Source organism: Methylosinus sp., from assembly GCF_036560965.1.
Classification (GTDB): Bacteria; Pseudomonadota; Alphaproteobacteria; order Rhizobiales; family Beijerinckiaceae; genus Methylosinus.
In genome coordinates, this window is the sequence record NZ_DATBQF010000020.1 from 104,512 (window position 1) to 126,384 (window position 21,873).

At 65.8% G+C, this 21,873-nt stretch carries 20 protein-coding genes and 1 pseudogene; 9 read left to right on the forward strand and 12 right to left on the reverse strand.

Annotated features, from left to right (window positions below; all coding sequences use genetic code 11):
- The first annotated feature begins 264 nt into the window (after positions 1–264).
- Positions 265–1,272, forward strand: a complete 1,008-nt coding sequence (gene gap, locus VIF40_RS06770; RefSeq protein ID WP_331936764.1) for a type I glyceraldehyde-3-phosphate dehydrogenase — start codon at positions 265–267, stop codon at positions 1,270–1,272.
- Between the two features lie 36 nt (positions 1,273–1,308).
- The gene (locus tag VIF40_RS06775) at positions 1,309–2,502 is read left to right on the forward strand and encodes a phosphoglycerate kinase (protein WP_331936765.1); all 1,194 of its coding nucleotides are present in this window, start codon (positions 1,309–1,311) and stop codon (positions 2,500–2,502) included.
- 13 nt (positions 2,503–2,515) lie between these two features.
- Here VIF40_RS06775 and VIF40_RS06780 read toward each other — a convergent pair whose 3' ends face one another.
- From VIF40_RS06780 to VIF40_RS06825, 10 genes are all read right to left on the reverse strand, one after another.
- Entirely contained in the window at positions 2,516–5,209 is a 2,694-nt protein-coding gene (locus VIF40_RS06780; RefSeq protein ID WP_331936766.1) for a molybdopterin-dependent oxidoreductase, read from the reverse strand.
- The gene (locus tag VIF40_RS06785; protein WP_331936767.1) at positions 5,209–6,831 is read right to left on the reverse strand and encodes a sulfite reductase subunit alpha; all 1,623 of its coding nucleotides are present in this window, start codon (positions 6,829–6,831) and stop codon (positions 5,209–5,211) included. Before VIF40_RS06785 ends, VIF40_RS06780 begins: the two co-directional genes overlap by 1 nt.
- Complete coding sequence (locus tag VIF40_RS06790; RefSeq protein ID WP_331936846.1) at positions 6,828–8,582, reverse strand: NirA family protein; 1,755 nt, start codon at positions 8,580–8,582, stop codon at positions 6,828–6,830. Before VIF40_RS06790 ends, VIF40_RS06785 begins: the two co-directional genes overlap by 4 nt.
- Positions 8,583–8,584: 2 nt before the next feature.
- Positions 8,585–9,799 (reverse strand): NAD(P)/FAD-dependent oxidoreductase, encoded by a 1,215-nt coding sequence (locus VIF40_RS06795; RefSeq protein WP_331936768.1) that lies wholly within the window; start codon positions 9,797–9,799, stop codon positions 8,585–8,587.
- Between the two features lie 39 nt (positions 9,800–9,838).
- Complete coding sequence (locus VIF40_RS06800; protein ID WP_331936769.1) at positions 9,839–10,603, reverse strand: ABC transporter ATP-binding protein; 765 nt, start codon at positions 10,601–10,603, stop codon at positions 9,839–9,841.
- Positions 10,604–10,618: 15 nt separating this feature from the next.
- Positions 10,619–11,515 (reverse strand): nitrate ABC transporter permease, encoded by an 897-nt coding sequence (ntrB, locus tag VIF40_RS06805; RefSeq protein ID WP_331936770.1) that lies wholly within the window; start codon positions 11,513–11,515, stop codon positions 10,619–10,621.
- Between the two features lie 14 nt (positions 11,516–11,529).
- Positions 11,530–12,855: a CmpA/NrtA family ABC transporter substrate-binding protein gene (locus VIF40_RS06810; protein WP_331936771.1), complete on the reverse strand. Its 1,326-nt coding sequence runs from the start codon at positions 12,853–12,855 to the stop codon at positions 11,530–11,532.
- Positions 12,848–12,970: a hypothetical protein gene (locus VIF40_RS06815; RefSeq protein ID WP_331936772.1), complete on the reverse strand. Its 123-nt coding sequence runs from the start codon at positions 12,968–12,970 to the stop codon at positions 12,848–12,850. The genes VIF40_RS06810 and VIF40_RS06815 overlap by 8 nt, the downstream gene beginning before the upstream one ends.
- A gap of 227 nt (positions 12,971–13,197) precedes the next feature.
- Entirely contained in the window at positions 13,198–14,367 is a 1,170-nt protein-coding gene (locus VIF40_RS06820; protein WP_331936773.1) for a CmpA/NrtA family ABC transporter substrate-binding protein, read from the reverse strand.
- Complete coding sequence (locus tag VIF40_RS06825) at positions 14,364–14,936, reverse strand: ANTAR domain-containing response regulator (protein WP_331936774.1); 573 nt, start codon at positions 14,934–14,936, stop codon at positions 14,364–14,366. Before VIF40_RS06825 ends, VIF40_RS06820 begins: the two co-directional genes overlap by 4 nt.
- Positions 14,937–15,595: 659 nt before the next feature.
- Between VIF40_RS06825 and VIF40_RS06830 the strand changes: the two genes are divergently transcribed.
- Positions 15,596–15,895: a DUF6156 family protein gene (locus tag VIF40_RS06830; protein ID WP_331936775.1), complete on the forward strand. Its 300-nt coding sequence runs from the start codon at positions 15,596–15,598 to the stop codon at positions 15,893–15,895.
- 55 nt (positions 15,896–15,950) lie between these two features.
- Here the strand turns inward: VIF40_RS06830 and purB are convergent, their stop codons facing one another.
- Complete coding sequence (gene purB, locus VIF40_RS06835; RefSeq protein WP_331936776.1) at positions 15,951–17,258, reverse strand: adenylosuccinate lyase; 1,308 nt, start codon at positions 17,256–17,258, stop codon at positions 15,951–15,953.
- A 227-nt stretch (positions 17,259–17,485) separates the two neighbouring features.
- Here purB and VIF40_RS06840 point away from each other — a divergent pair, with 227 nt between their 5' ends.
- From VIF40_RS06840 to VIF40_RS06850, 4 genes and pseudogenes are all read left to right on the forward strand, one after another.
- Entirely contained in the window at positions 17,486–17,710 is a 225-nt protein-coding gene (locus VIF40_RS06840; protein ID WP_331936777.1) for a DUF433 domain-containing protein, read from the forward strand.
- Positions 17,710–17,940 (forward strand): annotated as a pseudogene (locus VIF40_RS21425) (DUF5615 family PIN-like protein); the annotation flags it as partial. The gene VIF40_RS06840 and the pseudogene VIF40_RS21425, both read left to right, overlap by 1 nt.
- Before the next feature lie 242 nt (positions 17,941–18,182).
- Positions 18,183–19,433 carry an FAD-dependent oxidoreductase gene (locus VIF40_RS06845; RefSeq protein WP_331936778.1) on the forward strand — a complete coding sequence of 417 codons (1,251 nt, stop codon included), beginning with the start codon at positions 18,183–18,185 and terminating at the stop codon, positions 19,431–19,433.
- A gap of 177 nt (positions 19,434–19,610) precedes the next feature.
- Positions 19,611–19,931 carry a hypothetical protein gene (locus VIF40_RS06850; protein ID WP_331936779.1) on the forward strand — a complete coding sequence of 107 codons (321 nt, stop codon included), beginning with the start codon at positions 19,611–19,613 and terminating at the stop codon, positions 19,929–19,931.
- Between the two features lie 3 nt (positions 19,932–19,934).
- On the opposite strand, the gene VIF40_RS06855 is transcribed toward VIF40_RS06850, so the two are convergent.
- Complete coding sequence (locus VIF40_RS06855) at positions 19,935–20,450, reverse strand: DUF721 domain-containing protein (RefSeq protein WP_331936780.1); 516 nt, start codon at positions 20,448–20,450, stop codon at positions 19,935–19,937.
- A gap of 50 nt (positions 20,451–20,500) precedes the next feature.
- On the opposite strand from VIF40_RS06855, the gene mutY reads away from it, so the two are divergent.
- On the forward strand, positions 20,501–21,586 hold the full coding sequence (gene mutY, locus VIF40_RS06860; protein ID WP_331936781.1) for an A/G-specific adenine glycosylase: 1,086 nt from the start codon (positions 20,501–20,503) through the stop codon (positions 21,584–21,586).
- A 22-nt stretch (positions 21,587–21,608) separates the two neighbouring features.
- Positions 21,609–21,872, forward strand: a complete 264-nt coding sequence (locus VIF40_RS06865) for an Imm74 family immunity protein (protein WP_331936782.1) — start codon at positions 21,609–21,611, stop codon at positions 21,870–21,872.
- Position 21,873: the final 1 nt, after the last annotated feature.

A 21,873-nucleotide genomic window follows, 5' to 3' on the forward strand; every position in this document is an offset into this window, starting at 1 on the left:
CGCCGGGGCGCTTTCCGCCGGATGGAGCCGTTCTGGCGATCAGAACGCGCTCCGAATGAAAAGCCGCCCGAGAGGCGACCGCGGGCCGCGTTGACAGGGGGACGCGACCTGTTATCAAGCCGCTCATTCGAGCAGGCGCTCGCCGCCGGAATAGGCGCCGAATCGGCGGCAAATTAGGCAAAGCCCCGCTTCGGGGCGATTTGCCGGCCGCCTATCGCCTGCCCGGGCGAGCAGACGAGCGAGCAGACGGGAAGGAGCACCGCTATGGCCGTGAGAGTGGCGATCAACGGGTTCGGACGCATCGGACGCAATATTCTTCGCTATATCGTCGAGACCGGCCGCACCGACCTCGAGGTGGTGACGATCAACGATCTCGGCTCGGTCGAGACCAACGCCCATCTCCTGCGCTTCGATTCCGTGCATGGCCGTTTTCCGCGCGAGGTGAAGGTCGACGGCGATTCGATCGACGTGGGCTTCGGCGCGATCGCGGTCACGGCGATCCGCAATCCCGCCGAGCTTCCCTATCGGGCGCTCGGGATCGACATAGCGCTCGAATGCACGGGGCTCTTCACCGCGCGCGACAAGGCGAAGGCGCTGCTCGACGCCGGCGCCAAGCGCGTGCTGGTCTCCGCCCCGTCCGAGGGCGCCGATATCACCGTCGTCTATGGCGTCAATCAGGACAAGATCACGAGAGACGATCTCGTCGTCTCCAACGCCTCCTGCACCACCAATTGCCTCGCCCCCGTCGCCAAAGTGCTGAATGAGGCGGTCGGCATTGAGCGCGGCTTCATGACGACGATCCACTCCTACACGGGCGACCAGCCGACGCTGGATACGTATCACAAGGACCTCTATCGCGGCCGCGCCGCGGCGTTGTCCATGATCCCGACGTCGACCGGCGCGGCCAAGGCCGTGGGGCTCGTGCTGCCGGAGCTGAAAGGCAAGCTCGACGGCGCCGCGATCCGCGTGCCGACGCCCAATGTCTCGGCCGTCGATCTCAAATTCGTGCCGGGGCGCAAGACGAGCAAGGAGGAGATCAACGCCGCCATCGCCGCCGCCGCCGACGGGCCGCTGAAGGGCATTCTCGGCTACACCGACGACAAGAATGTCTCGATCGATTTCAACCACGACCCGCGCTCGTCCGTGTTCCATCTCGATCAGACCAAGGTGATCGAGGGCGAGCTGGTGCGCATCCTGTCCTGGTACGACAATGAATGGGGCTTCTCCGGCCGCATGACGGATGTCGCCGCGACGATCGGCAAGCTCATCTGACCAATTCGTTTTTCCTCGTTCATCGGGACACCAGTCATGCCGTCATTCGACACGCTCGATTCCGCCGACCTCGAGGGCAAGCGCGTTCTGCTGCGCGTGGACCTCAATGTGCCGACCGAGAATGGCGTCGTCACCGACAGGACGCGCATCGAGCGCGTGCTGCCGACGATCGAGGAGATTTCGAAAAAGGGCGGCAAGGTGATCCTTCTCGCCCATTTCGGCCGCCCCAAGGGCGAGCGCAAGGATGAGGATTCGCTTCGTCCCGTCGTCGCCGCGATCGAGGAGACCGCCAAGCGCAAGATCGACTTCGCCGAGGATTGCGTCGGCGACGTCGCGCTCGCAGCCATAGCGCGGATGAAGAATGGCGACATTCTGCTGCTCGAGAACACGCGCTTTCACAAGGGCGAGGAGAAGAACGACCCCGCTTTCGCCGCCGCGCTCGCCGCGCTCGGCGACGTCTATGTGAACGACGCCTTCTCGGCCGCGCATCGCGCTCATGCCTCGACGGAAGCGCTCGCGCATCTTCTGCCCGCCTATGCCGGCCGCACCATGCAGGCCGAGCTGCAGGCGCTCTCCGAGGCGCTGGAGCATCCGGCGCATCCGGTCATGGCGATCGTCGGCGGCGCGAAAATCTCCACCAAATTGGAGCTGCTCGGCAATCTGATCCGCAAGGTCGATAGTCTCGTCATCGGCGGCGGCATGGCCAATACTTTTCTCGCCGCGCAGGGCAAGCCGGTCGGCAAATCGCTCTGCGAGCACGAGCTGCTCGACAAGGCGCGCGCCATTCTCGCCGAGGCGCAAACATCGAAATGCGAGATCGTGCTGCCGATCGACGCGACGGTGGCGCAGAAATTCGAGGCTCATGCGCCCTCGCATATCGTCGCGATCGAGCATGTCGGCGAGAGCGACATGATCCTCGATGTCGGGCCGAAGAGCATCGCCCATATCGAGAGCCTGCTCGCGAGGAGCAAAACGCTGGTCTGGAACGGTCCGCTCGGCGCTTTCGAGCTGCCGCCCTTCGACGAGGGCACCAACGCCGTCGCGCAAACGGCGGCGCGGCTGACGGTGGAAGGCGAGCTGCTCTCCGTCGCCGGCGGCGGCGATACGGTCGCGGCGCTCAATCAGGCCCATGTGGCGCAGGAGTTCAGCTATCTCTCGACCGCGGGCGGCGCCTTTCTCGAATGGCTCGAGGGCAAGCAGCTGCCCGGCGTCGCCGCGCTGCTGAAGTAGCGCTGTCGCCGTCCTATTCCGCGCAGCAGGCGCGCGCCGCCGCGATGGCGCGCTTGAGTTCCGGAATGCAGGAGCCGCAATTCGTGCCGGCGCGCAGCCTCGCGCCGATCTCGGCGACGCTGCGCGCGCCTTGCGCGATCGTGCGGTCGATCGTCTTGGCGCCGACCCCGAAGCAGGCGCAGACGATCGCGCCATCCTCCTGCGCGCCATCGGCCGCGCGTCCCGACAGCAGCGCCTTGCGCTGCTCGTCAGTGAGCCGCTCCTTCTCGAAGAGCGCTGTCGCAACCTCGAATGCCGCGCGCGCGTCCTGCCTCCCGACGAACAGACACAGATCGACGCGTTGCGCGCGAAAGCGCGCCGCGCGATAGACGCCGCGCGCCTCGTCGAGATAATCGGCCGCATCGGCCGCATCGGCCGCATCGCCGAGCGCGGCCACATAGTCTCGCCACAGGTCGAGCGCGGCGTCCGAGGCGAATAAAAGGCCATGGCCGTCGGCGAGCGCGATCTTGGTTCCGAGCTCGGCGAACGCTGGTCGAAGCGGCGCGCGCGAGAGCAGGAAGCCGCGCGATTTGAACGCGACCGCATCGATGCGCGCCGGCGTCGCCTTCGCCTCCGGCTGTCCCGAATGCGCATCGGTGATCGCCGTGACGAGCCCGCCGACGCGCGCGAAGGACGATGTCTCGTCGCTCCAGTGAATCGGCGCGAACAACAGTCCGCGTCGCTGCCGATCGGTGACGACCACCATGAGCACACATTCGCCGTGGCGCGTGGAGACGCGTGCGAAGCCGCCGTCGACGAGGCCGAGCGGCGCGGCGTCGGCCGGGTGAATCTCGACGAAAGGGGAGGGCGAATGACGCGCGAGGCGAGGGCTTTTCCCCGTGCGCGTCATCGTGTGCCATTGGTCGCGAATGCGCCCCGTGTTGAGGCGAAAGGGAAAGGCCGCAGAGGTCGCGGCGTGCAGCGCCGGCGGCTCCGGCGCGACGAAGCGCGCCTTGCCGTCTGTCGTGAAATATCCACCCTCGGCGAAAAAGCGCTCGCGTCCTTTGGTCTCGCCGGCGCGGATCGGCCAGAGCGTCGGGCGCAGCGCGTCATAGGCGTCGTCGGAGAGCGCCGCGAGCCCGCCGATGTCGAAGCTGCGGGCGCCGTCATTCTCGAAAGCCGAGAGCGCCGCATGCTCGCGAAACACATCCGCGGCCGTGCGAAAGCGGAAGGCGTCGCCGAAGCCCATGCGCGCCGCCAGCGCGCCGACGATGCGCCAGTCCGGCTCCGCCTCGCCGGGCGACGGCAAAAAGGCGCGCTGGCGCGAGATGCGTCGCTCCGAATTGGTGATCGTGCCCGATTTCTCGCCCCAGGCCTGCGCCGGCAGCAGCACATGCGCGCCGGCGGCGATCGTGTCGTTCGAAAGGACATTGTCCGAGACGACGAAGAGATCGAGCTTGGCCAGCGCCGCGCGCGCGTCGTTGGCCTGCGGAAGCGAAACCGCCGGATTCGTCCCCATCACCCACAGCGCCTTGATCTCGCCGCTGGCGATGGCTTCGAACATCTGCACCGCCTTGAAGCCTTCGCGCGTCGCGATGCGCGGCGCGTTCCAGAAGCGCCGCACGCGATCGACCTCGGCGTCGGAAAAGCCCATATGCGCTGCGAGCTGATTGGCGAGGCCGCCGACCTCGCGTCCGCCCATGGCGTTGGGCTGTCCCGTCAGCGAGAAAGGCCCGGCGCCCGGCGCGCCGATGCGTCCGGTCGCGAGATGGCAATTGACGATGGCGTCGACCTTGTCGGTTCCCTGCGCCGATTGATTGACGCCTTGCGAAAAGGCGGTGACGACCTTCGGCGTCGCCGTGAACAGCGCGAAGAAGGAGGCGACATCCACCTCGCGCAGGCCGGCGGCGGCGGCTGTCGCGGCGATGGTCGGCGCGATCGCGCGCGCGGCGGCGAGCGCTTGCGCGAATCCCTCGGTGTGCCGCGCGATATAATCGTCGCAGGTCGCGCCATTGGCGACGAGATGGGTGAGCAAGCCGCAAAACAGCGCGACATCGCCGCCCGGCGCGATCGGCAGAAACAGATCGGCGTCTTCCGCCGTCGTCGTGCGACGCGGATCGATGACGACGAGCTTCGCGCCGCGCTCCTGCTTGTTGCGCAAGATGCGCTGGAACAAGATCGGATGGCACCAGGCCGCATTGGAGCCGACGAGCACGATGAGATCGGCGCAGTCGAGATCCTCATAGCATCCCGGCACGACATCGGCGCCGAAGGCGCGCTTGTGGCCGGCGACCGTCGACGCCATGCAGAGCCTCGAATTGGTGTCGACATTGGGCGAGCCGATGAAGCCCTTGATGAGCTTGTTGGCCGCGTAATAATCCTCGGTCAGCAATTGGCCGGAGAGATAGAAGGCGACCGCCTGCGGCCCATGCGTGTCGATCACGCGCTGAAAGCCCTGCGCGACATGGCCGAGCGCCTCGTCCCAGCGCGCGCGGCGCAGCTCGGCGCCGGAGCGGAGCATCGGATGCAGCAATCGCCCTTGCAGCGACAGCGTCTCCTCCAAGGCCGAGCCTTTGGAGCACAGCCGTCCGAAGTTCGCCGGATGACTCGCGTCGCCGACGATTGTCGCGCCGCCGCGCCCGTCCGCTGTCGCCAGAACGCCGCAGCCGACGCCGCAATAGGGACAGGAAGTCGCGACGGCGACGCTGCGCGGATCGACTCTCTGCATCAATAGACGTCCTGTCGATAGCGGCCGTTCTTCTTCAATTCCGCGACGAAGGCGACGGCTTCGTCGGTGGCGCGCGCGCCATATTGCGCGACAATGTCGACGAGCGCCCGTTCGACATCCTTGGCCATGCGCTTGGCGTCGCCGCAGACATAGATATGCGCGCCCTCGGCGAGCCAGGCGAAGAGATCGCGGCCGACCTCGCGCATGCGATCCTGCACATAGAATTTCTCGGCGCCGTCGCGCGACCAGGCGAGCGACAGGCGCGTGAGCAAGCCACAGGATTTCATCGCGTTGAATTCATCCGCATAGAAGAAATCGCAATCGCTGCGCTGATGGCCGAAGAACAGCCAATTGCGGCCGCTCGCGCCGATCGCTGCGCGCTCTTGCAGAAAGGCGCGAAACGGCGCGACGCCGGTGCCCGGGCCGATCATGATGATCGGCGTCTGCGGATCTCGCGGCAGCGAGAAGCCGTGCGACGCCTGCACATAGACCCTCGCCGAGGCGCCGCTCTCGATGCGGTCCGCGAGAAAGGTGGAGGCGACGCCATTGCGCTTGCGCTTGCCGATCACATAGCGCACGGCGTCGACCGTGAGCGACACGCGTCCGGGCGCCGTCTTCGGCGAGGAGGAGATGGAATAGAGACGCGGCTGCAAAGGCTCGAGCGCCTCGACGAAGGCTTCCGCATGCGGCCGCACGCCCGGAAACTTCATCAGCGCCGCCAGCACGTCGAGATCGGCGGCGTCCTTGTCCGGATCTTCGCCCTGCGCCAGCGCGCGCGCCTTGGCGCGCGTCTCGCCGCCGGTGAGAAATGAGATGAGCTCGAAGAGCCGATCCGGCGCAGGCGCGAGCGCGCAATCGTCGCGCAGCGCTTCTCGCAAGGTTTTGCCCTTCACCGGCGCGAGCGGCGCGGCGCCGATCACGGCGATGATCTGATCGACGAGGCCGAGATCATTCTGCGCGAGCACGCCGAGAGAATCGCCGACGGCGTAATCGAGACCGCTGGCCGAAAGATCGAATTCGATATGCCAGCTTTCTTTTTCCGACGCGGGCTTGTTCAGTCGTCGGCGCGACAAAAAGTGAGCTTCGACCGGATTGTCGCGCGAGCGGCCGAGCGCCGGAGCCGGATGCGAGCCCGAAGGCTCGCGGTCCAATTCCGGCTCCGGAGCGCGAGCCTTCGGGCCCGCATCCTCGGTCGATGCAGCGTCGCGTTCGTCCACGAGCGTCTTCAACATGCGCGCGGTGTCCTTGCCGCCGGGCGCGCAGAGATTGAGGCGCGCCTCCTTGCGCGCGAACAGCGCCTCCGCATAATTGTGGCAATCATAGCCGCACTGGCCGCAATCCTGCTGCGCCATGGCGGCCATCATGCGCCGTCGCAATGGCCGCGCCTGCGCGAGCGTCATGCGCTCTGGCAATTGCAAGCTCGGATCATGCCAAGGCGCGGCTCCATCGTCCTCATTGCCGACGATCGCCGCATTCTCGGCCGGCGACAGAGCGACGACGCCGGCATCGTCCATGGACATGAGTCCGGCGAAAAATCCATTGAGCCAGGCGCGCTGCTCTTCGGAAAATGGCGCCGAAGGGGGGATGAGCTCGAGCCTCTGCGGCTGCGTGATCTTCGTCATTCCTCGCACTCCGCGATCAGCCGCTTCAACGCGTCGGCGTCGTGGCGGCGCGTGAAGGCGGCAAAGCTTTCGTCGGCCGTCGCGCGATGCGCGAGATAGGCGCGCAACAGGCTCTCGACCTTGCGCGGCGCATCTTTCGCCGCGACATTCTCGAATAAGTCGCGCGCGATCGCGCCCTCCGCGCCGAAGCCGCCGCCGACGACCATGTGATAGCCTTCGACCGTGTCGCCCTCGTCATTGATCGGGACGCGCGCGCCGACGAGGCCGATGTCGCCGATGTAATGCTGCGCGCAGGAGTGGCGGCAGCCGGTCACATGCAGGTTGATCGGCGTGTCCATCGCGATTTTCTCCTCGCAATGGGCGGCGATCTCGGCGGCGTGCGTCTTGGTGTCGGCGGCGGCGAAGCGGCAGCCGACATTGCCGGTGCAGGCGACGAGTCCGGCGCGAATCGGCGACGCTTTCGTCGAAAGGCCGAGCGCTTCGATCTGCGCGAGCGCTTCGTCGACGCGCGCGTCCGGAACGCCGGAGATCAGCAGATTCTGCCAAACGGTGAGCCGTATGTCGCCATCGCCGAAGGCGCGCGCGATCTCGGCGAGGCCGCGAGCCGCGTCGCTCGTCAGTCGTCCGAGCGTCAACGCCACGCCGAGCCAGCTTTTCTGCGCCTGCCTTTGCGGGTGAACGCCGATATGCGCGAGCCTGTCGAAGCCGAGACGCGGAGCGATGGCGTCCGCGGGCGCGCGCAGCAAGGCGCGGCCGAGCTTTTCTTCGACGCGCGTCAGGAAATCGTCGAGGCCGAGCCGGTCGAGCACATATTTCAATCGCGCCTGCGCGCGATCGGTGCGATCGCCGGTCTCGATGAAGACGCGCAAGATTGCGTCGGCGACCGCGACGGCCTCGTCCGGCGGAACGATGACGCCGGTGTCGCGCGCGAGATCCTTGTGGCCTGTGATTCCGCCGAGCGCGAGACGGAAATAGACGCCCGGCTCGAGGCCATGACCGTCGACGATCTCGATCGCCTGAAAGGCGACGTCATTGGTGTCCTCGAGCACGGCGATGCGGCCGGCGCCGTCGAAAGCGATGTTGAACTTGCGCGGCAGGCCGGAGAGCGAGCGATCGTTGAGAATGTGAAAATGCAACGCGCGCGCCAGCGGACGCGTGTCGATGAGCTCATTAGGATCGATTCCGGCGGTCGGCGTTCCGGTGATGTTGCGAATATTGTCGGCGCCGGCGCCGCGTGTCCACAATCCGAGGCTCTGCACGCCCTCGATCAAGGCGACGGCGCTCCGCGGCTCGATCTCGCGAATCTGTAGATTGGCGCGCGTGGTGACATGCAGATAGCCGCCGCCGTGACGATCGGCGAGATCGGCGATGCCGGCGAATTGCCAATGGGTGAGAATGCCGTTGGGAATTCGCAGGCGACACATATAGGAGGATTGCGTCGGCGCGACATAGAACAGCCCATGATAGCGCCAACGAAAATTATCGGCGGGTTTCGGCGCTTCATTGCGCGCCGCCTGCGCGACGAGCCGCGCATAGGCGTCGAACGGATGCTGCTCGCGCTTGATTCTTTCCTGTTCATCGAGCGCGCCGCCGCCCGCGACGGCGCGATCCTGCGCCTCGAGATGACTGGCGTCCGGGCCGATCGGCGTGTCTTTTGTCGGCGTCGGAACGCGCAGGGCGCGCGAGGCCTGAAAGCCGGAGGCGAAGCCTTCGAGATAGCGCTTTTGCTCCGCTGTGAAATCGCCGGCCATGGTCATGCCGCCCTTCTATCGCCGAGCGCGCGGCCGAAGATCAGCGAGTCCCGCGATTCTCCGATATCGGCGCCCGATCGAATGAGCTCCGAGCACCACAAGGCCGCGCTGGTGTCGCCGACGAGAACGGCGCCGACGAGGCGGCCGTTGTCGATGACGAGCTTTTTGTAGAGGCCGAGGCCCTGGTCTCGCCAGGAGATCGTCTCGCCGCCGTTGCTCCCTAAAAAATCGCCGGCGGAAAAGACATTGACGCCCGACACTTTCAGATTGGTGGAAACCACGCTGCCCGCATAGGCGTCGTCTTTGCCGCAGAGGCGCGCGGCGAGGACGCGCGCCTGCTCATAGGCGGGCTCGACGAGGCCGTAGCAGGCGCCTCTGTGCTGGGCGCATTCGCCGAGCGCGTACACGTCGTCGATATTTGTCTCCAAGTGATCGTTCACGACGACGCCTCTCTGCGCCTCGACGCCCGCATCTCGCGCGAGCTCCTTATTGGGCGCGATGCCGGCCGCGAAGACGACCGCCTCTGTCTCGATGCTGCGTCCGTCGGCGAATTCGACGCCGCGAACACGCTCCTCGCCGAGAATGCGGACGGCGTTCGCCTCTAGCAGCACGTCTATTCCCTTGCTCTCGATGAGTCGCTTCAGCAGCGCCGCGGCCGGCGTGTCGAGCTGTCGCTCCATCAGTCGATCGGTGACATGGGCGAGCGTGACGACGGCGCCCGATTTGGCGAGACCATAGGCGGCTTCGAGACCGAGCAGGCCGCCGCCGATGACGACGATCCTCTTACGCTGCGCGGCCGCGCGTTTCAGCGCGTCGACGTCGGCGCCGTCGCGAAACACGCAAACGCCGGGAAGCTCGGCGCCGGGCAGCGCCAGACGCAGCGCGCGCGAGCCAGTGGCGAAAACGAGCTTGGAGAAGGCGATCTCCTCGCCGCTTTCGAGCGACACGCGCCTCGCCCCGAGGTCGATGGCGCGCGCCTTGTGGCCATAGAGAAGCGTGACGCCGCGGTCGCGCCACCAGCTCGCGGGCTTCAGCTCGATATCGGCCATCTCCGTTTCGCCCGCGAGCACGGACGAGAGCAGCACGCGATTATAGGCGAGGCGCGGCTCCTCGCCGATGACGGCGATGGCGTAGCGGCCGAGAGCGCGCTTCGACAATTCGTCGACGAGGCGCGCGGCGGCCATGCCATTGCCGATGATGACGAGGGGCTCGCTCATCGCGCCGACGCCTCAAGCCGCTTCGACATAGTGATGACGCTAATAGAGGAATTGCAGCACGCGGCGCCGGCAGTCGAGATAGACGGGATCGGCGGCGAGCTCCAGCCGGTTGCGCGGGCGCGGCAGCGCGACGTCCAATGTCTCGCCGATCGTGGCGCAAGGGCCGTTGGTCATCATGACGATGCGATCGGAGAGCAGCACGGCCTCGTCGACATCATGGGTGATCATCATCACCGTATTGCCGAGCGTGCGATGCAGCTCCATCACCTGATCCTGCAAATGCGCGCGCGTGAGCGCGTCGAGCGCGCCGAAGGGCTCGTCGAGCAGAAGCACCTTCGGCTCCATGGCGAGCGCGCGGGCGATGCCGACGCGCTGCTTCATGCCGCCGGAAATCTCGCTCGGACGTTTGTCCCTCGCATGCGTCATTTGCACGAGATCGAGATTGCGCATGGTCCAATCATGGCGCTCGGCGCGGCTCTTCTTTCCCGCGAAGACCTTGTCGACGCCGAGGCGCACATTGTCATAGACGGAGAGCCAGGGCAGCAGCGAATGATTCTGGAAGACGACGGCGCGATCCGGCCCGGGCGTGTCGACCTGCCGGTTTTCCAGCACGACGCCGCCGAGGCTGGCGCTCACGAGACCGGCGACGATGTTGAGCAGAGTGGATTTGCCGCAGCCGGAATGGCCGATGATCGAGACATATTGGCTCTTCTCGACCGAGAGGTCGACGGCTTCGAGCACTTTCGTCGAGCGGGCGCCATTGGTGAAAGTCTTGTCGACATGATCGATGCGAAGATAGCTCATGAAAGCTCCTTGATTTCAGGAGGCCTGCGCGCCGCGCGTGGCGATGACGCCGATCGCGGCGACGATGCGGTCGAGCACGAAGCCGGTCACGCCGATATAGGCGAGCGCGACGAATATGTCGGGCAGACGCGAGGAGTTCCACGCGTCCCAGATGAAGAAGCCGATGCCGACGCCGCCGGTCAGCATCTCCGCCGCGACAATGGCGAGCCAGGAGAGGCCGACGCCGATGCGAAGGCCGGTGAAGATGTAGGGCGCGGCCGAGGGAATCATGATCTTCCAGAAGAACTCGAATTGATTGAGCCGCAGCACGGCGGCGACATTGCGATAATCCTGTGGGATATTGCGAACGCCGACCGCGGTGTTGATGATGATGGGCCAGATGGAGGTGATGAAGATCACGAAGATCGCGGATGGATAGCTGTCGCGAAACGCCGCGAGCGAGATCGGCAGCCAGGCGAGCGGCGGCACAGTGCGCAGGATTTGGAACAGCGGATCGAGGCCGCGCATCGCCCAACGCGATTGTCCGACGATCACGCCGAGCAGCACGCCGGCGACGCTGGCGAGGCCGAAGCCGATGGCGACGCGTTGCAGCGACGTGAGCACGCGCCAGCCGAGTCCGATATCCTGCGGCCCCGCGACGAAGAAGGGATGCAGGATGAGATCATTCGCCTCGCTCCATATGCGCGTGGGCGACGGCAAGGCCGAGGTCGGCGCGATGCAGAGGAGCTGCCAGAGGCCGAGCAGGATCGCGAGCACGATCATCGGCGGCAGAACAGCGGCGAAGAAGGCGCGAATGCGCGCGCCATGCTTTTCGATGAGCGGAACGCGCCTGCGCGCATAGAGCTCGTCGATCGAGCGATCGTCGCCGGGAGTCGCGTCGACGAGATCGCTATTGATGATTTGCATCGTCATTTCGGCCTCTTCGGTCACACCTGAGCGCGCTTTATCGACAGACTCTTCAGATAGGCTTGCGGATTTTCCGGATCGAAGACCTTGCCGTCGAAGAAGGTCTCCTTGCCGCGCGAGGTCGATGTCGGAATCTCTTTTGCCGGCACGTTGATCGCCTTCGCGGCCTCGCGCCAAATGTCTTCGCGATTCACTTTGTCGACGAGCGCTTTTATATTTGTCGTCGGCTCGAGCTTGCCCCAACGTATGTCCTCGGTGACGAACCAGGCGTCGTGACTCTTGAAAGGGTAGGACGCGCCGTCGCGCCAGAATTTCATATATTGCTTCGTAGCCTTCTCGATGCGGCTATTGCCGTAATTGAGATCGCCTTTCAGGCGGCCGACGATGTCGGCGACGGGCACGTTGAACCATTGGCGCTTGCCGACGATCTCGGCGAGCTCGGCTTTATTCTCCATTTTATCGCACCATTGCTGCGCTTCCAGCACAGCGGCGGTGAGCGCACGCGCGGCGCGTGGATTCTTGTCCACCCAATCGGCGCGCAGGCCGAGCGCTTTTTCCGGATGCTTCGTCCAGATCTCGCCGGTCGCGCAAGCGGTGTAGCCGATGCCTTGATTGGCGAGCTGCTCGTTCCACGGCTCGCCGACGCAAAAGGCGTCCATATTGCCGACCTTCATATTCGCCACCATTTGCGGTGGCGGCACGACGATGGTCGAGACATCCTTGTCGGGATCGATGCCGGCCGCAGCAAGCCAATAGCGCAGCCATAAATCATGCGTGCCGCCGGGGAAGGTCATGGCGACCTTCACCTCCTTGCCTTGCGCTTTCTTCCTGGCGAAGGCCTCGCGCAGCGCGGAGGCGTTGGTCGTGACCTTCAGATCCTTATATTCATTGGCGACGGATATGCCCTGCGCGTCGAGATTGAGGCGCGCGAGGATATACATCGGCGTCGGCATATTGTTCTGCGTCACTTTGCCGGTCGAGATGAGATAAGGCATGGGCGTGAGAATATGCGCGCCGTCTATGCCATTGGCGGCGCCGCCGAGCACCAGATTGTCGCGCGTCGCGCCCCAGGACGCTTGCTTCGTCACTTCGACGTCGGGCATTCCATGCTTGGCGAAGAGGCCTTTCTCTTTCGCGATGATCAGCGGCGCTGCGTCGACGAGCGCAATATAGCCGAGGATTGCTTTCGTCGTTTCGGGTCCCGCTCCTTCGGCGAAGGCTCCGCCGGGAAAAGCCGCGCGTATGGCGGCGAAGCTCGCGACAGCGCCGGCCGCGCCGCGCAGCAGCGCGCGACGATCGAACGCTGTCGGCGATAATGTCTTTGCTTCGCTTGTTTCGTCAGTCATCGTCACCGTCGTCCTCTTCGCGCTTCGAGAGCGCATCGGTCGGGGCGAGTCGGCGCCGTCTCCTGTCGACGGCGCGAAACGCAAAAAAGCCGCTTGCCTGGAAGAGGGCGCTCATGGCGCTCGCTCTTCTGGGCAGCGGCGTTGCTGCTTCGTCCGTCATTGGACTAGAGAATGATGCGCAGGGCGCATCGTCATGAGGACAGGTGCAAGCTGCGCGCCAATTGGCGAATGCGGCGAGGCGACTTAGAAATCAATGATCTATGATAGAGCCGCATTGGCGGAAGCCGACGATTGAAGCGGCGCCTTGCACAATGTGCGGGCGCCAAATCGATAAAAAACAGGCTATGGCGCGCGCCGAATCGGGAAGGCCGCCAGATAGGCGGCGATGTCGCGATCGTCGAAGGCCGGCCCGCAGACGGCGCCGATCGCATCGGCGGATGGCGGCGGCGCGGCGACGGCGGGCAGCGCGGCGTCGAAGAGATCGGCGCGGAACACGGCTTTGGCGGCGTCGAGAAACGCGGGTGAGACGGGCGCCTGTCCCCAGCGCGCCATTTGCGCATAGAGCCATGCGGCCTGCGTCGGATCGGGCCGCTCGGCGCCTTCCTGGCCGAGCAGAAGATAGCGCGCATTCTCGCGCGTCGCGCCGCCCGGCGACACTTTGAGACGGCCTTGCAGCGTCCGCAATATCACCTGCGCATCGACGCCGACGCGGTCCGGCCGCGCCAGAATGGCGGCGACCTCATGCGGATCGGCCTCGGCGACGAAGCCCGCGGCGCGATGCAGCGCGCGCAGCAGCGCGGCGACGACATGCGGATGCTCGAGCGCGAAGCGCTCGCGCATGGCGAGCGATTTTTCCGCATAGCGCGTGAACAGCTCGACCGAAAAATGCAGAATATGTCCGACGCCGAGATCGACGGCGACCGAATTCCACGGCGCGCCGACGCAGAAGCCGTCGACATGGCCTTGCGCGAGGCTGCCGACCATATAGGGCGGCGGCAGCACGACGAGCCGCACATCCTCGTCCGGATCGACGCCGCCCGCCGCCATCCAATAGCGCAATTGGTAATTATGGCCGGAGAAGGGGAAGGTCATGCCGAAGGTCAGCGGCTCGGCTTGCGCGGCCCTGCGATCGGCGACGACGCGCGCGAGCGCTCTGGCGGTGGCGAGAGGATCGAGCGCATCGCCCTCGAGACGCGCGTTCATCGCCGCGTGCAACGACGGCGAGACCGTGATGGCGTTGCCATTCATGGCGAGATTATAGGGAGCGACGATCGGCGTCTTCACATGGCCGAGGCCGAGGCTCGAGGCGACGGCGATCGGCGCCAGAAGATGCGCGGCGTCGAACATGCCGATATTGAGCTTGTCGCGCACATTGGACCAGGAGACCTCCTGCACGAGCTCGATCTCGAGTCCCTCCTGCGCGGCGAAGCCCTTGTCCACGGCGATGAAGAGCGAGGCCGCATCCGCGAGCGGAATGAAGCCGATGCGCAGGGTTTCGCGCTCCGCGGTCATTTGAACAGCTCCGAGGCGGTGATGATCGCCTGGGCGATCTCGAAAATCTTCTTCTTCTCGCGCATCGCGGTGCTGCGCATCAGCCGATAGGCGTCCTCCTCGCCGAGGTTCTTCGCCTTCATCAACAGGCCTTTGGCGCGGTCGATCGTCTTGCGTTCCTCGATCTGCGATTTGGCGCGCTCCAATTCGTCCTGCAGGCGAGAGAAGGCGTTGAAGCGCGATATGCACAGATCGAGGATGGATTTGATGCGCTCTTTCTTCAGCCCGTCGACGATATAGGCGGAGACGCCGGCGTCGACCGAGGCTTGAATGGAGGCGGTGTCGCTCTGATCGACGAACATGGCGACGGGGCGGCGCACGGCGCGACTCACCTGGAACATCTGCTCCAATATGTCGCGGCTCGGATTGGCGAGATCGATGAGGATGACGTCCGGGTCGAGCGCATAGATGCGCGCGAGCAGGCTGCGCATCTCGCCGATGCGCTCGACATTGGTGAAGCCCGCCTCGCGCAATCCGTCCTCGAGGATCGCCGTCCGCACCGGACTCTCATCGACGATGACGATTTTCAAATCGACGCCTCCGCGACGCTGCGCCGCAGGCTGGCGCTAGCGAATATGCGCGCGAATTTCAAATGATTTCGCCGAGCGGCCGAGCGGCCGAGCGGCCGAGCGGCCGAGCGGAGCCGACAACAGAAGGCCCCGCAGCGCTGAGGCTGGCGGGGCCGCTTGGTTTTCGCAGAATGCGAAATTTCCGGAGAGATCCAGATTCGGAGGTACGGGAGGCGTCGCGCTTGGCCTTCGCGTTTCGCCGCCCGTCGGGATGTCACGAATGTCGGCGCTCGAGGAAATCAGCGCTCGATTTCTCCGCCGCGCCATCGACCTCGGTGGTCGAGGTCAGAGGGTGTGACCCGGTGGCGTCATGCTCCTCTCGCATGTTTCGCTCGACTAGAGCCTGCGTGCGTTGCCACGCCGGCCCGCCTATCGCGTTCTCATCCCTCGAGGTCCCGCTCGATCTATGGGGCTTCGGGCTGGCGTGTTCGCCGCCGCCCGGGGCCTTTATGACGCGATGATGAAATGGTGATCTCGATTCTAGGATTCGTCAAGTGACAAATCGGTCGCGTCGGATCGGCCGCAGGGAGGCTGTTTTCTTTTTCCACGCATCGCGCTAGGCCATGCCTCCGACGAGGCCGGCCGGGCGAGCGCCGGACGGCCCGCGGGGAGAAAAACGCATGAGCACGGAAGCCGACGACTATCGCTATTTTCTGACCTACAGCGGCGTGGGGCTGCCGCTCAATCTGATGTCGCAGCTCGACCCCAATGATCTCAACAACCGCAACACCTATTTTCGCGCGCGTTTCGACGGCGCGGAGCGGCTGCTGATCTGCGAGAAGCTCGTCTATGGCGAGGTGGAGCTCAGTCACACTTACGAATATCGCGCCGAGGGCGGCCTCGCCCGCGCGCTCATCGTGATGGGCGAGGACGAGACCGAGGTGCTGTTCGACGAGAATGGCAAGCAGACGATGGCGTGAGGGCGGAGCCCTCGAGCCGTATCGAATGCGAGCCTGAAGGCTCGCATCGCGGATGTCACGCCTTGCCGAACACACGATCGAAAATCGTGTCGACATGTTTGAAGTGATAGGCGAGATCGAACAGCTCATCGAGCTCTGCGGGCGAGAGCTTCGCGCTCACCTCGGCGTCGGCGCCGAGCAGCGTGCGGAACTCGCCCTCGCCGCGCCACACCGGCATGGCGTTTCTCTGCACCAGCGAATAGGCGTCCTCGCGCGAGACGCCCTTTTGCGTCAGCGCCAACAGCACGCGCTGCGAATGCACGAGCCCGCCGAGGCGATCGAGATTCTTCTGCATATTCTCGGGATAGATCATGAGCTGATCGATGACGCTGGTCATTCGCACCAGCGCGAAGTCGAGCGTCACCGTCGCGTCGGGGCCGATATTGCGCTCGACGGACGAATGCGAGATGTCGCGCTCGTGCCATAGCGCGACATTCTCCAGCGCCGGCGTCACCATGCCGCGCACCAGACGCGCGAGGCCGGTGAGATTTTCGGTGAGCACGGGATTGCGCTTATGCGGCATTGCCGAGGAGCCCTTCTGCCCGGCCGAGAAATATTCCTCCGCCTCCAGCACCTCGGTGCGCTGCAAATGGCGGATCTCGATCGCCAGCCGCTCCACTGACGAAGCGACGACGCCGAGCGTCGCGAAAAAGGCGGCGTGTCGGTCGCGCGGAATGACCTGCGTCGAGACGGGCTCCACGGCGAGGCCGAGCTGCTTGGCCACATGCTCCTCGACGCGCGGATCGACATTGGCGAAAGTGCCGACGGCGCCGGAAATGGCGCAGGTCGCGACCTCCGCGCGCGCGACGACGAGCCGCTCGCGCGCGCGAGTGAATTCGGCGTAGGCCTGCGCGAGCTTCAGGCCGAAAGTCGTCGGCTCGGCGTGAATGCCGTGCGAGCGGCCGATCGTCGGCGTGTATTTATGCTCCTGCGCGCGCCGCTTTATCGCGCCGAGCAGTCCATCGACATCGGCGATGAGCAGATCGGCGGCGCGCGCCAATTGCACGGCGAGGCAGGTGTCGAGCACGTCGGAGCTGGTCATGCCCTGATGCACGAAGCGCGAATCCGGGCCGATGAACTCGCCGAGATGGGTGAGGAAGGCGATGACGTCATGCTTGGTCACGCGCTCGATCTCGTCGATGCGGGCGACGTCGAAAGTGACGAAATCGGCCTTGTCCCAGATCGCCTTGGCGCTCTCCTTGGGGATGACGCCGATCTCGGCGAGCGCGTCGCAGGCATAGGCCTCGATCTCGAACCAGATGCGAAAGCGTGTCTGCGGCTCCCAAATCTTGGTCATCTCGGGGCGGGAATAGCGAGGGATCATGGGCTCGGGCGTCCTTTGGGAAATGTCTCGGCGCAGCCGGGGGACGGGAAGAGGTCCGTGTAGGCCGTTCCGCGGGCGGAGTGAAGGGGGCGGGACGAACTCCGCCTCCTGTCGTCGTGGTGAATAGGTTCTAAAGAGCAAAGCGTAGGGCGGGGGTGGTCCCGACATAGGCCCGGGTGACCTCGAGCGTGCCTCGCGATATATTGGATAAGGAACCGGAGGTTGAAATGAGCCAGCTCGAGCGCATCACTGTCGATCCGCGGCAATGCGGCGGACGCCCTTGTATCCGCTCGCTGCGCATTCGCGTCAAAGACGTTCTGGACCTTCTCGCGGCCGGGGCCTCGAAAGAGGAGATTCTCGAGGATTATCCGCTGCTCGAGGCGGCGGATATCGCCGCGGTCCTCGAATTCGCCGCGCGCCAGAGCGATCATCCGATCTTGCGCGTCGCCTGATGCGCTTTCTCGTCGATGCGCAACTGCCGCCGGCGCTCGCGCGCTGGCTCTCCGCGGCGGGACATGAGGCAGAGCACGTCGGGGATGTCGGTCTCGGCGACGCCAGCGATGATTCGATCTGGAGCTATGCCCTCGCGGCCGGCGCCGTCGTTATCTCCAAAGACGAGGATTTTGCACAGCGGAAAGCGCTCGAGAGTGGCGGACCGCCAATCGTCTGGGTGCGGGTTCCGAACACGCGAAAGCGCGAGCTTCTGGCCTGGTTCGAGAGGATGCTCCAGACATCTCGGCGGCGTTGGAGCGAGGCGAAAGCCTCATCGAGGTCATTTGAGCGGCCTTCGCCGGCCGGACCGCCGGAATTCGAGACGCCCGCCCTGGCCGAAATATTGCTGCGGATGAACCGACGCCAACGCTGGCGTTCGGTCGCCCGCGCGGCCATATTCCGCGTCGAGAACGCGTTTTGCCGGAGGACCTCATGCAGCAGACCGCCGATGTCGCCGTGCTGGGCGCGGGTATGGTCGGAGTGTCGGCCGCCCTGCATCTGCAGGCGCGCGGGCGCGAGGTCGTCCTCGTCGACCGGCATGGCGCGGCCGGGCTCGAGACGAGCTTCGGCAACGCCGGGCTCATCGAGCGCGCCTCCATCTTCCCCTATCTCTTTCCGCGCGATTTCGGCGATCTCCTGCGCTACGCGCTCAATCTCTCGCCGCAGGCGCATTATCATTTCTCCGCGCTGCCCAGCGTCGCGCCCTGGCTGTGGCGCTATTTCCGTGAGAGCTCGCCGGAGCGCGCCAAGCGTCACGCGCTGGACGCGCTGCCGCTGGTCGAGCGCTGCCTAGAGGAGCATGACGCGCTGATCCAGCTCTCGGGCGCCGGCGACATCGTGCGTCGCACCGGATGGATCAAGCTCTATCGCAGCGAGAAGAGCCTCGCCAAAGGCGTCGTGGACGCCGCCCGGCTGCGCGATTTCTCGTTGCGGGTCGAGCAGCTCGACGCCGCCGGCCTCGCGGCGCTGGAGCCCGATATCGCGCCGGTCGTCGGCGCGGTGCATTTCCTCGACACGGCCTCGGTCGCCGATCCTTGCGCGGTGGCGCAGGCCTATGCCGAATTGTTCCAGCGGCGCGGCGGGCGCTTTCTCGCGGGCGACGTGCGGGCGCTCGAGCAGACGCGCGACGGACGCTGGAGCGTGCCGACCCATGACGGCGCGCTGATCGTCCGCGATCTCGTCGTCGCGCTCGGCCCCTGGTCGGACCAGATTTTCCGTCCGCTCGGCTATGATCTGCCCTTCGCGGTCAAGCGCGGCTATCACATGCACTATGGGACCAAGGAGGGCGCGCGCCTCTTCCATCCGGTGCTCGACGCCGACAATGGCTATGTATTGGCGCCGATGACGCGCGGCGTGCGCCTCACCACCGGCGCGGAATTCGCCAGCCGCGACGCCGCGCCAACGCCCGTGCAGGTGGACAAGGACGAAATCCTCGCCCGCACCCTGTTCCCGCTCGGCGAGCGGCTGGACCCCAAGCCCTGGATGGGCTGCCGGCCCTGCTTCCCGGACATGCTGCCGATCATCGGCAAGGCGCCGCGCCATCAGGGCCTGTGGTTCGATTTCGGCCATCAGCATCACGGCTTCACGCTGGGGCCGGTCAGCGGAAGGCTGCTGGCGGAGATGATGACGGGCGAGGCGCCCTTCACCGATCCGGCCCCCTACGCGGTCGAGCGATTTCGATAAATTCGCTGCGGAATTTTCCCGCCGGATGAGCGACCATGGGCGCAGTGATTCGCCCGTGCGTCGATGATCGATTCATGCCGGCGCTCATGCCGGCGCTCGTGCCGCTATTCATGCCGATTTTTTTCACAGTGTCCGCGTCCCTTACGGGCGACCCGATATTTTTCAGCGGAGACGACTATGAAGCTCGCAGCATTTTTTCTCGGCGCGGGGCTCGCGCCTTTTCTGCTCGCGCCCGCGGCGGCCGTCGAGGTCGCCGTCATCTATGAAGGATTTCCGGGCTATGCCGGCTGCAAGGAGCGCGCCGACATGCAGCGCGTCATCGAGCTCGCCGAGCAATATGATCTGGAGGCGGCGCGGGAGATCATTCGCCGCGGCTTGAAGAGCAAGGATTGCCGCGTGCTCGGCGGCGACCTCGTCGTCGAGCTCGTCCCGCCCTTCAGCCGGCTGGTCAAGGTGCATATGAGGGGCGATCCGGACGCTTATTGGATTCTCCAATAGGCGTCACGACGCAGGCTTGGCCAGCGCGCGCTCGCCCAGCCGGACCAGCGCCGCCCGCAGCCGCTCGTCGGCGACGCCTTCGGTCACGGCTTCCGCCTGTCGGCGCGCGGCGAGGTCGACAGGCGGCTTCGCCGGCCGGACCCGACGCGGGAGCAGCGGCTCCTGCTTCATCGTCACCTTGGCGACGCAGCGCCAGCCGAGATGCGTGTTCACCCGCTCGATGATGGCGGCGCTCATATGCTGAATGTCGAGGCCGAAGCCCGGCTCGACGCGCAGCGCCAGCGTCGCCGGCTCGTCTTTCTTCTCGGCCGGGCGGTTCTTGGCGCGCGGGGGCCATTGCAGCTTCATCGGCTCGCAGACGGCGGCGACGCGGGCGCCGACGATGGCCTCCCAGCGCAGCAGCAGCGAGGACTCGCTGAACCCCTGTCGCGCGGCCAGCGGATCGAGCGTCTTGCCGACGAATTCGCCGAGCGAGCGCGATTGCCTGGATTTCGAGCGCCCCGTGGCTGGTGCGGTCATGCTCTCTCCTTGCGCGATCGCATCCGATCTCGTTAGGAACAGATTAGCCCATGCCGAGAGCTTCCGCCAACTCCTCCGCCGAACGGCCGCCGCGTCCCGATCCGCGCGCGCTGCTGACCTGGTACGACCGCCGCCGGCGCGATCTGCCCTGGCGCGCCGGGCCGGGCGAGCGCGCCGACCCTTACGCCGTCTGGCTGTCGGAGATCATGCTGCAGCAGACGACGGTGGAGGCGGTCAAGCCCTATTTCGCCGCCTTTCTGGCGCGCTGGCCCAGCGTCGCGGCGCTCGCCGCCGCCCCGCTCGACGAGGTGATGAAGGCCTGGGCCGGCCTCGGCTATTACGCCCGCGCCCGCAATCTGCACGCCTGCGCGCAGCAGGTGGCCGTCGAGCATCGCGGAATTTTCCCGCGGGATGAGTCCGATCTGCTCGCGCTGCCGGGCGTCGGCCTCTATACGGCGGCGGCGGTGGCGGCCATCGCCTTCGATGCGCCCTGCGTCGCCGTCGACGGAAATGTCGAGCGCGTCGTCGCGCGGCTGTTCGCTGTCGACAAGCCGGCGCGCGAGGCCAAGCGCGAATTGCGCGAAAAGGCGCAGACGCTGCTTCCCCCCGCTCGCGCGGGCGATTTCACCCAGGCGCTGATGGATCTCGGCGCGACGGTCTGCACGCCGCGCGGGCCGCGCTGCGATCTCTGCCCCTTCGCGCCCGCCTGTGAGGCGGCGCGGCGCGGCGAGACGGAGCGCTTCCCCGTCAAGACGCCGAAGCCGGAGAAACCCCTCCGGCGCGGCGCCGCCTTCGTGTTGACGAGCGACGGCGCGGCTCTGCTGCGCACGCGGCCGGCGCGCGGCCTGCTCGGCGGCATGAGCGAATTTCCCTCGACGCCTTTCCGCGTCGATTTCGATCCCTCCCGAGCGCAGGCTCATGCGCCTGTCGCGGCGCGCTGGCGGGCGCTGCCGGGCGAGGTCGAGCATGTGTTCACGCATTTTTCGTTGCGGCTCACGATTTTCGCCGCGACGCTTCCGGCGCCGCCGCCCCATATCGAGAACGGCCGTTGGACGCCGCTCTCGCGCCTTTGCGACGAGGGGCTGCCGACGCTGATGCGAAAAGTGGCCGTCCGGGCCGGATTGATTGTAGAGTGAGCGCGAAAGCGGGAGCATCGGCATGGCGCGACGCAGTGCGATCCAGATCGAGATGACAGAAGGCGCGATCCGAATCCTCTCCGGCGGCCATGTGCTGACGATCGCTAATTCGGCGCCGCCGCCGGACGCCGACGAGGACGCGGATTTCTTCATCCGCCTCGACGATATCGACCATTGGGACGCGCCCGACGAGGAGATATCGATCGACATCGTCGAGCTGCAAGCGATTTTGGAGGCGATCGAGGAGGAGCTCGAACGTCACGGATTGAGCGTGACGTTCGAATGAG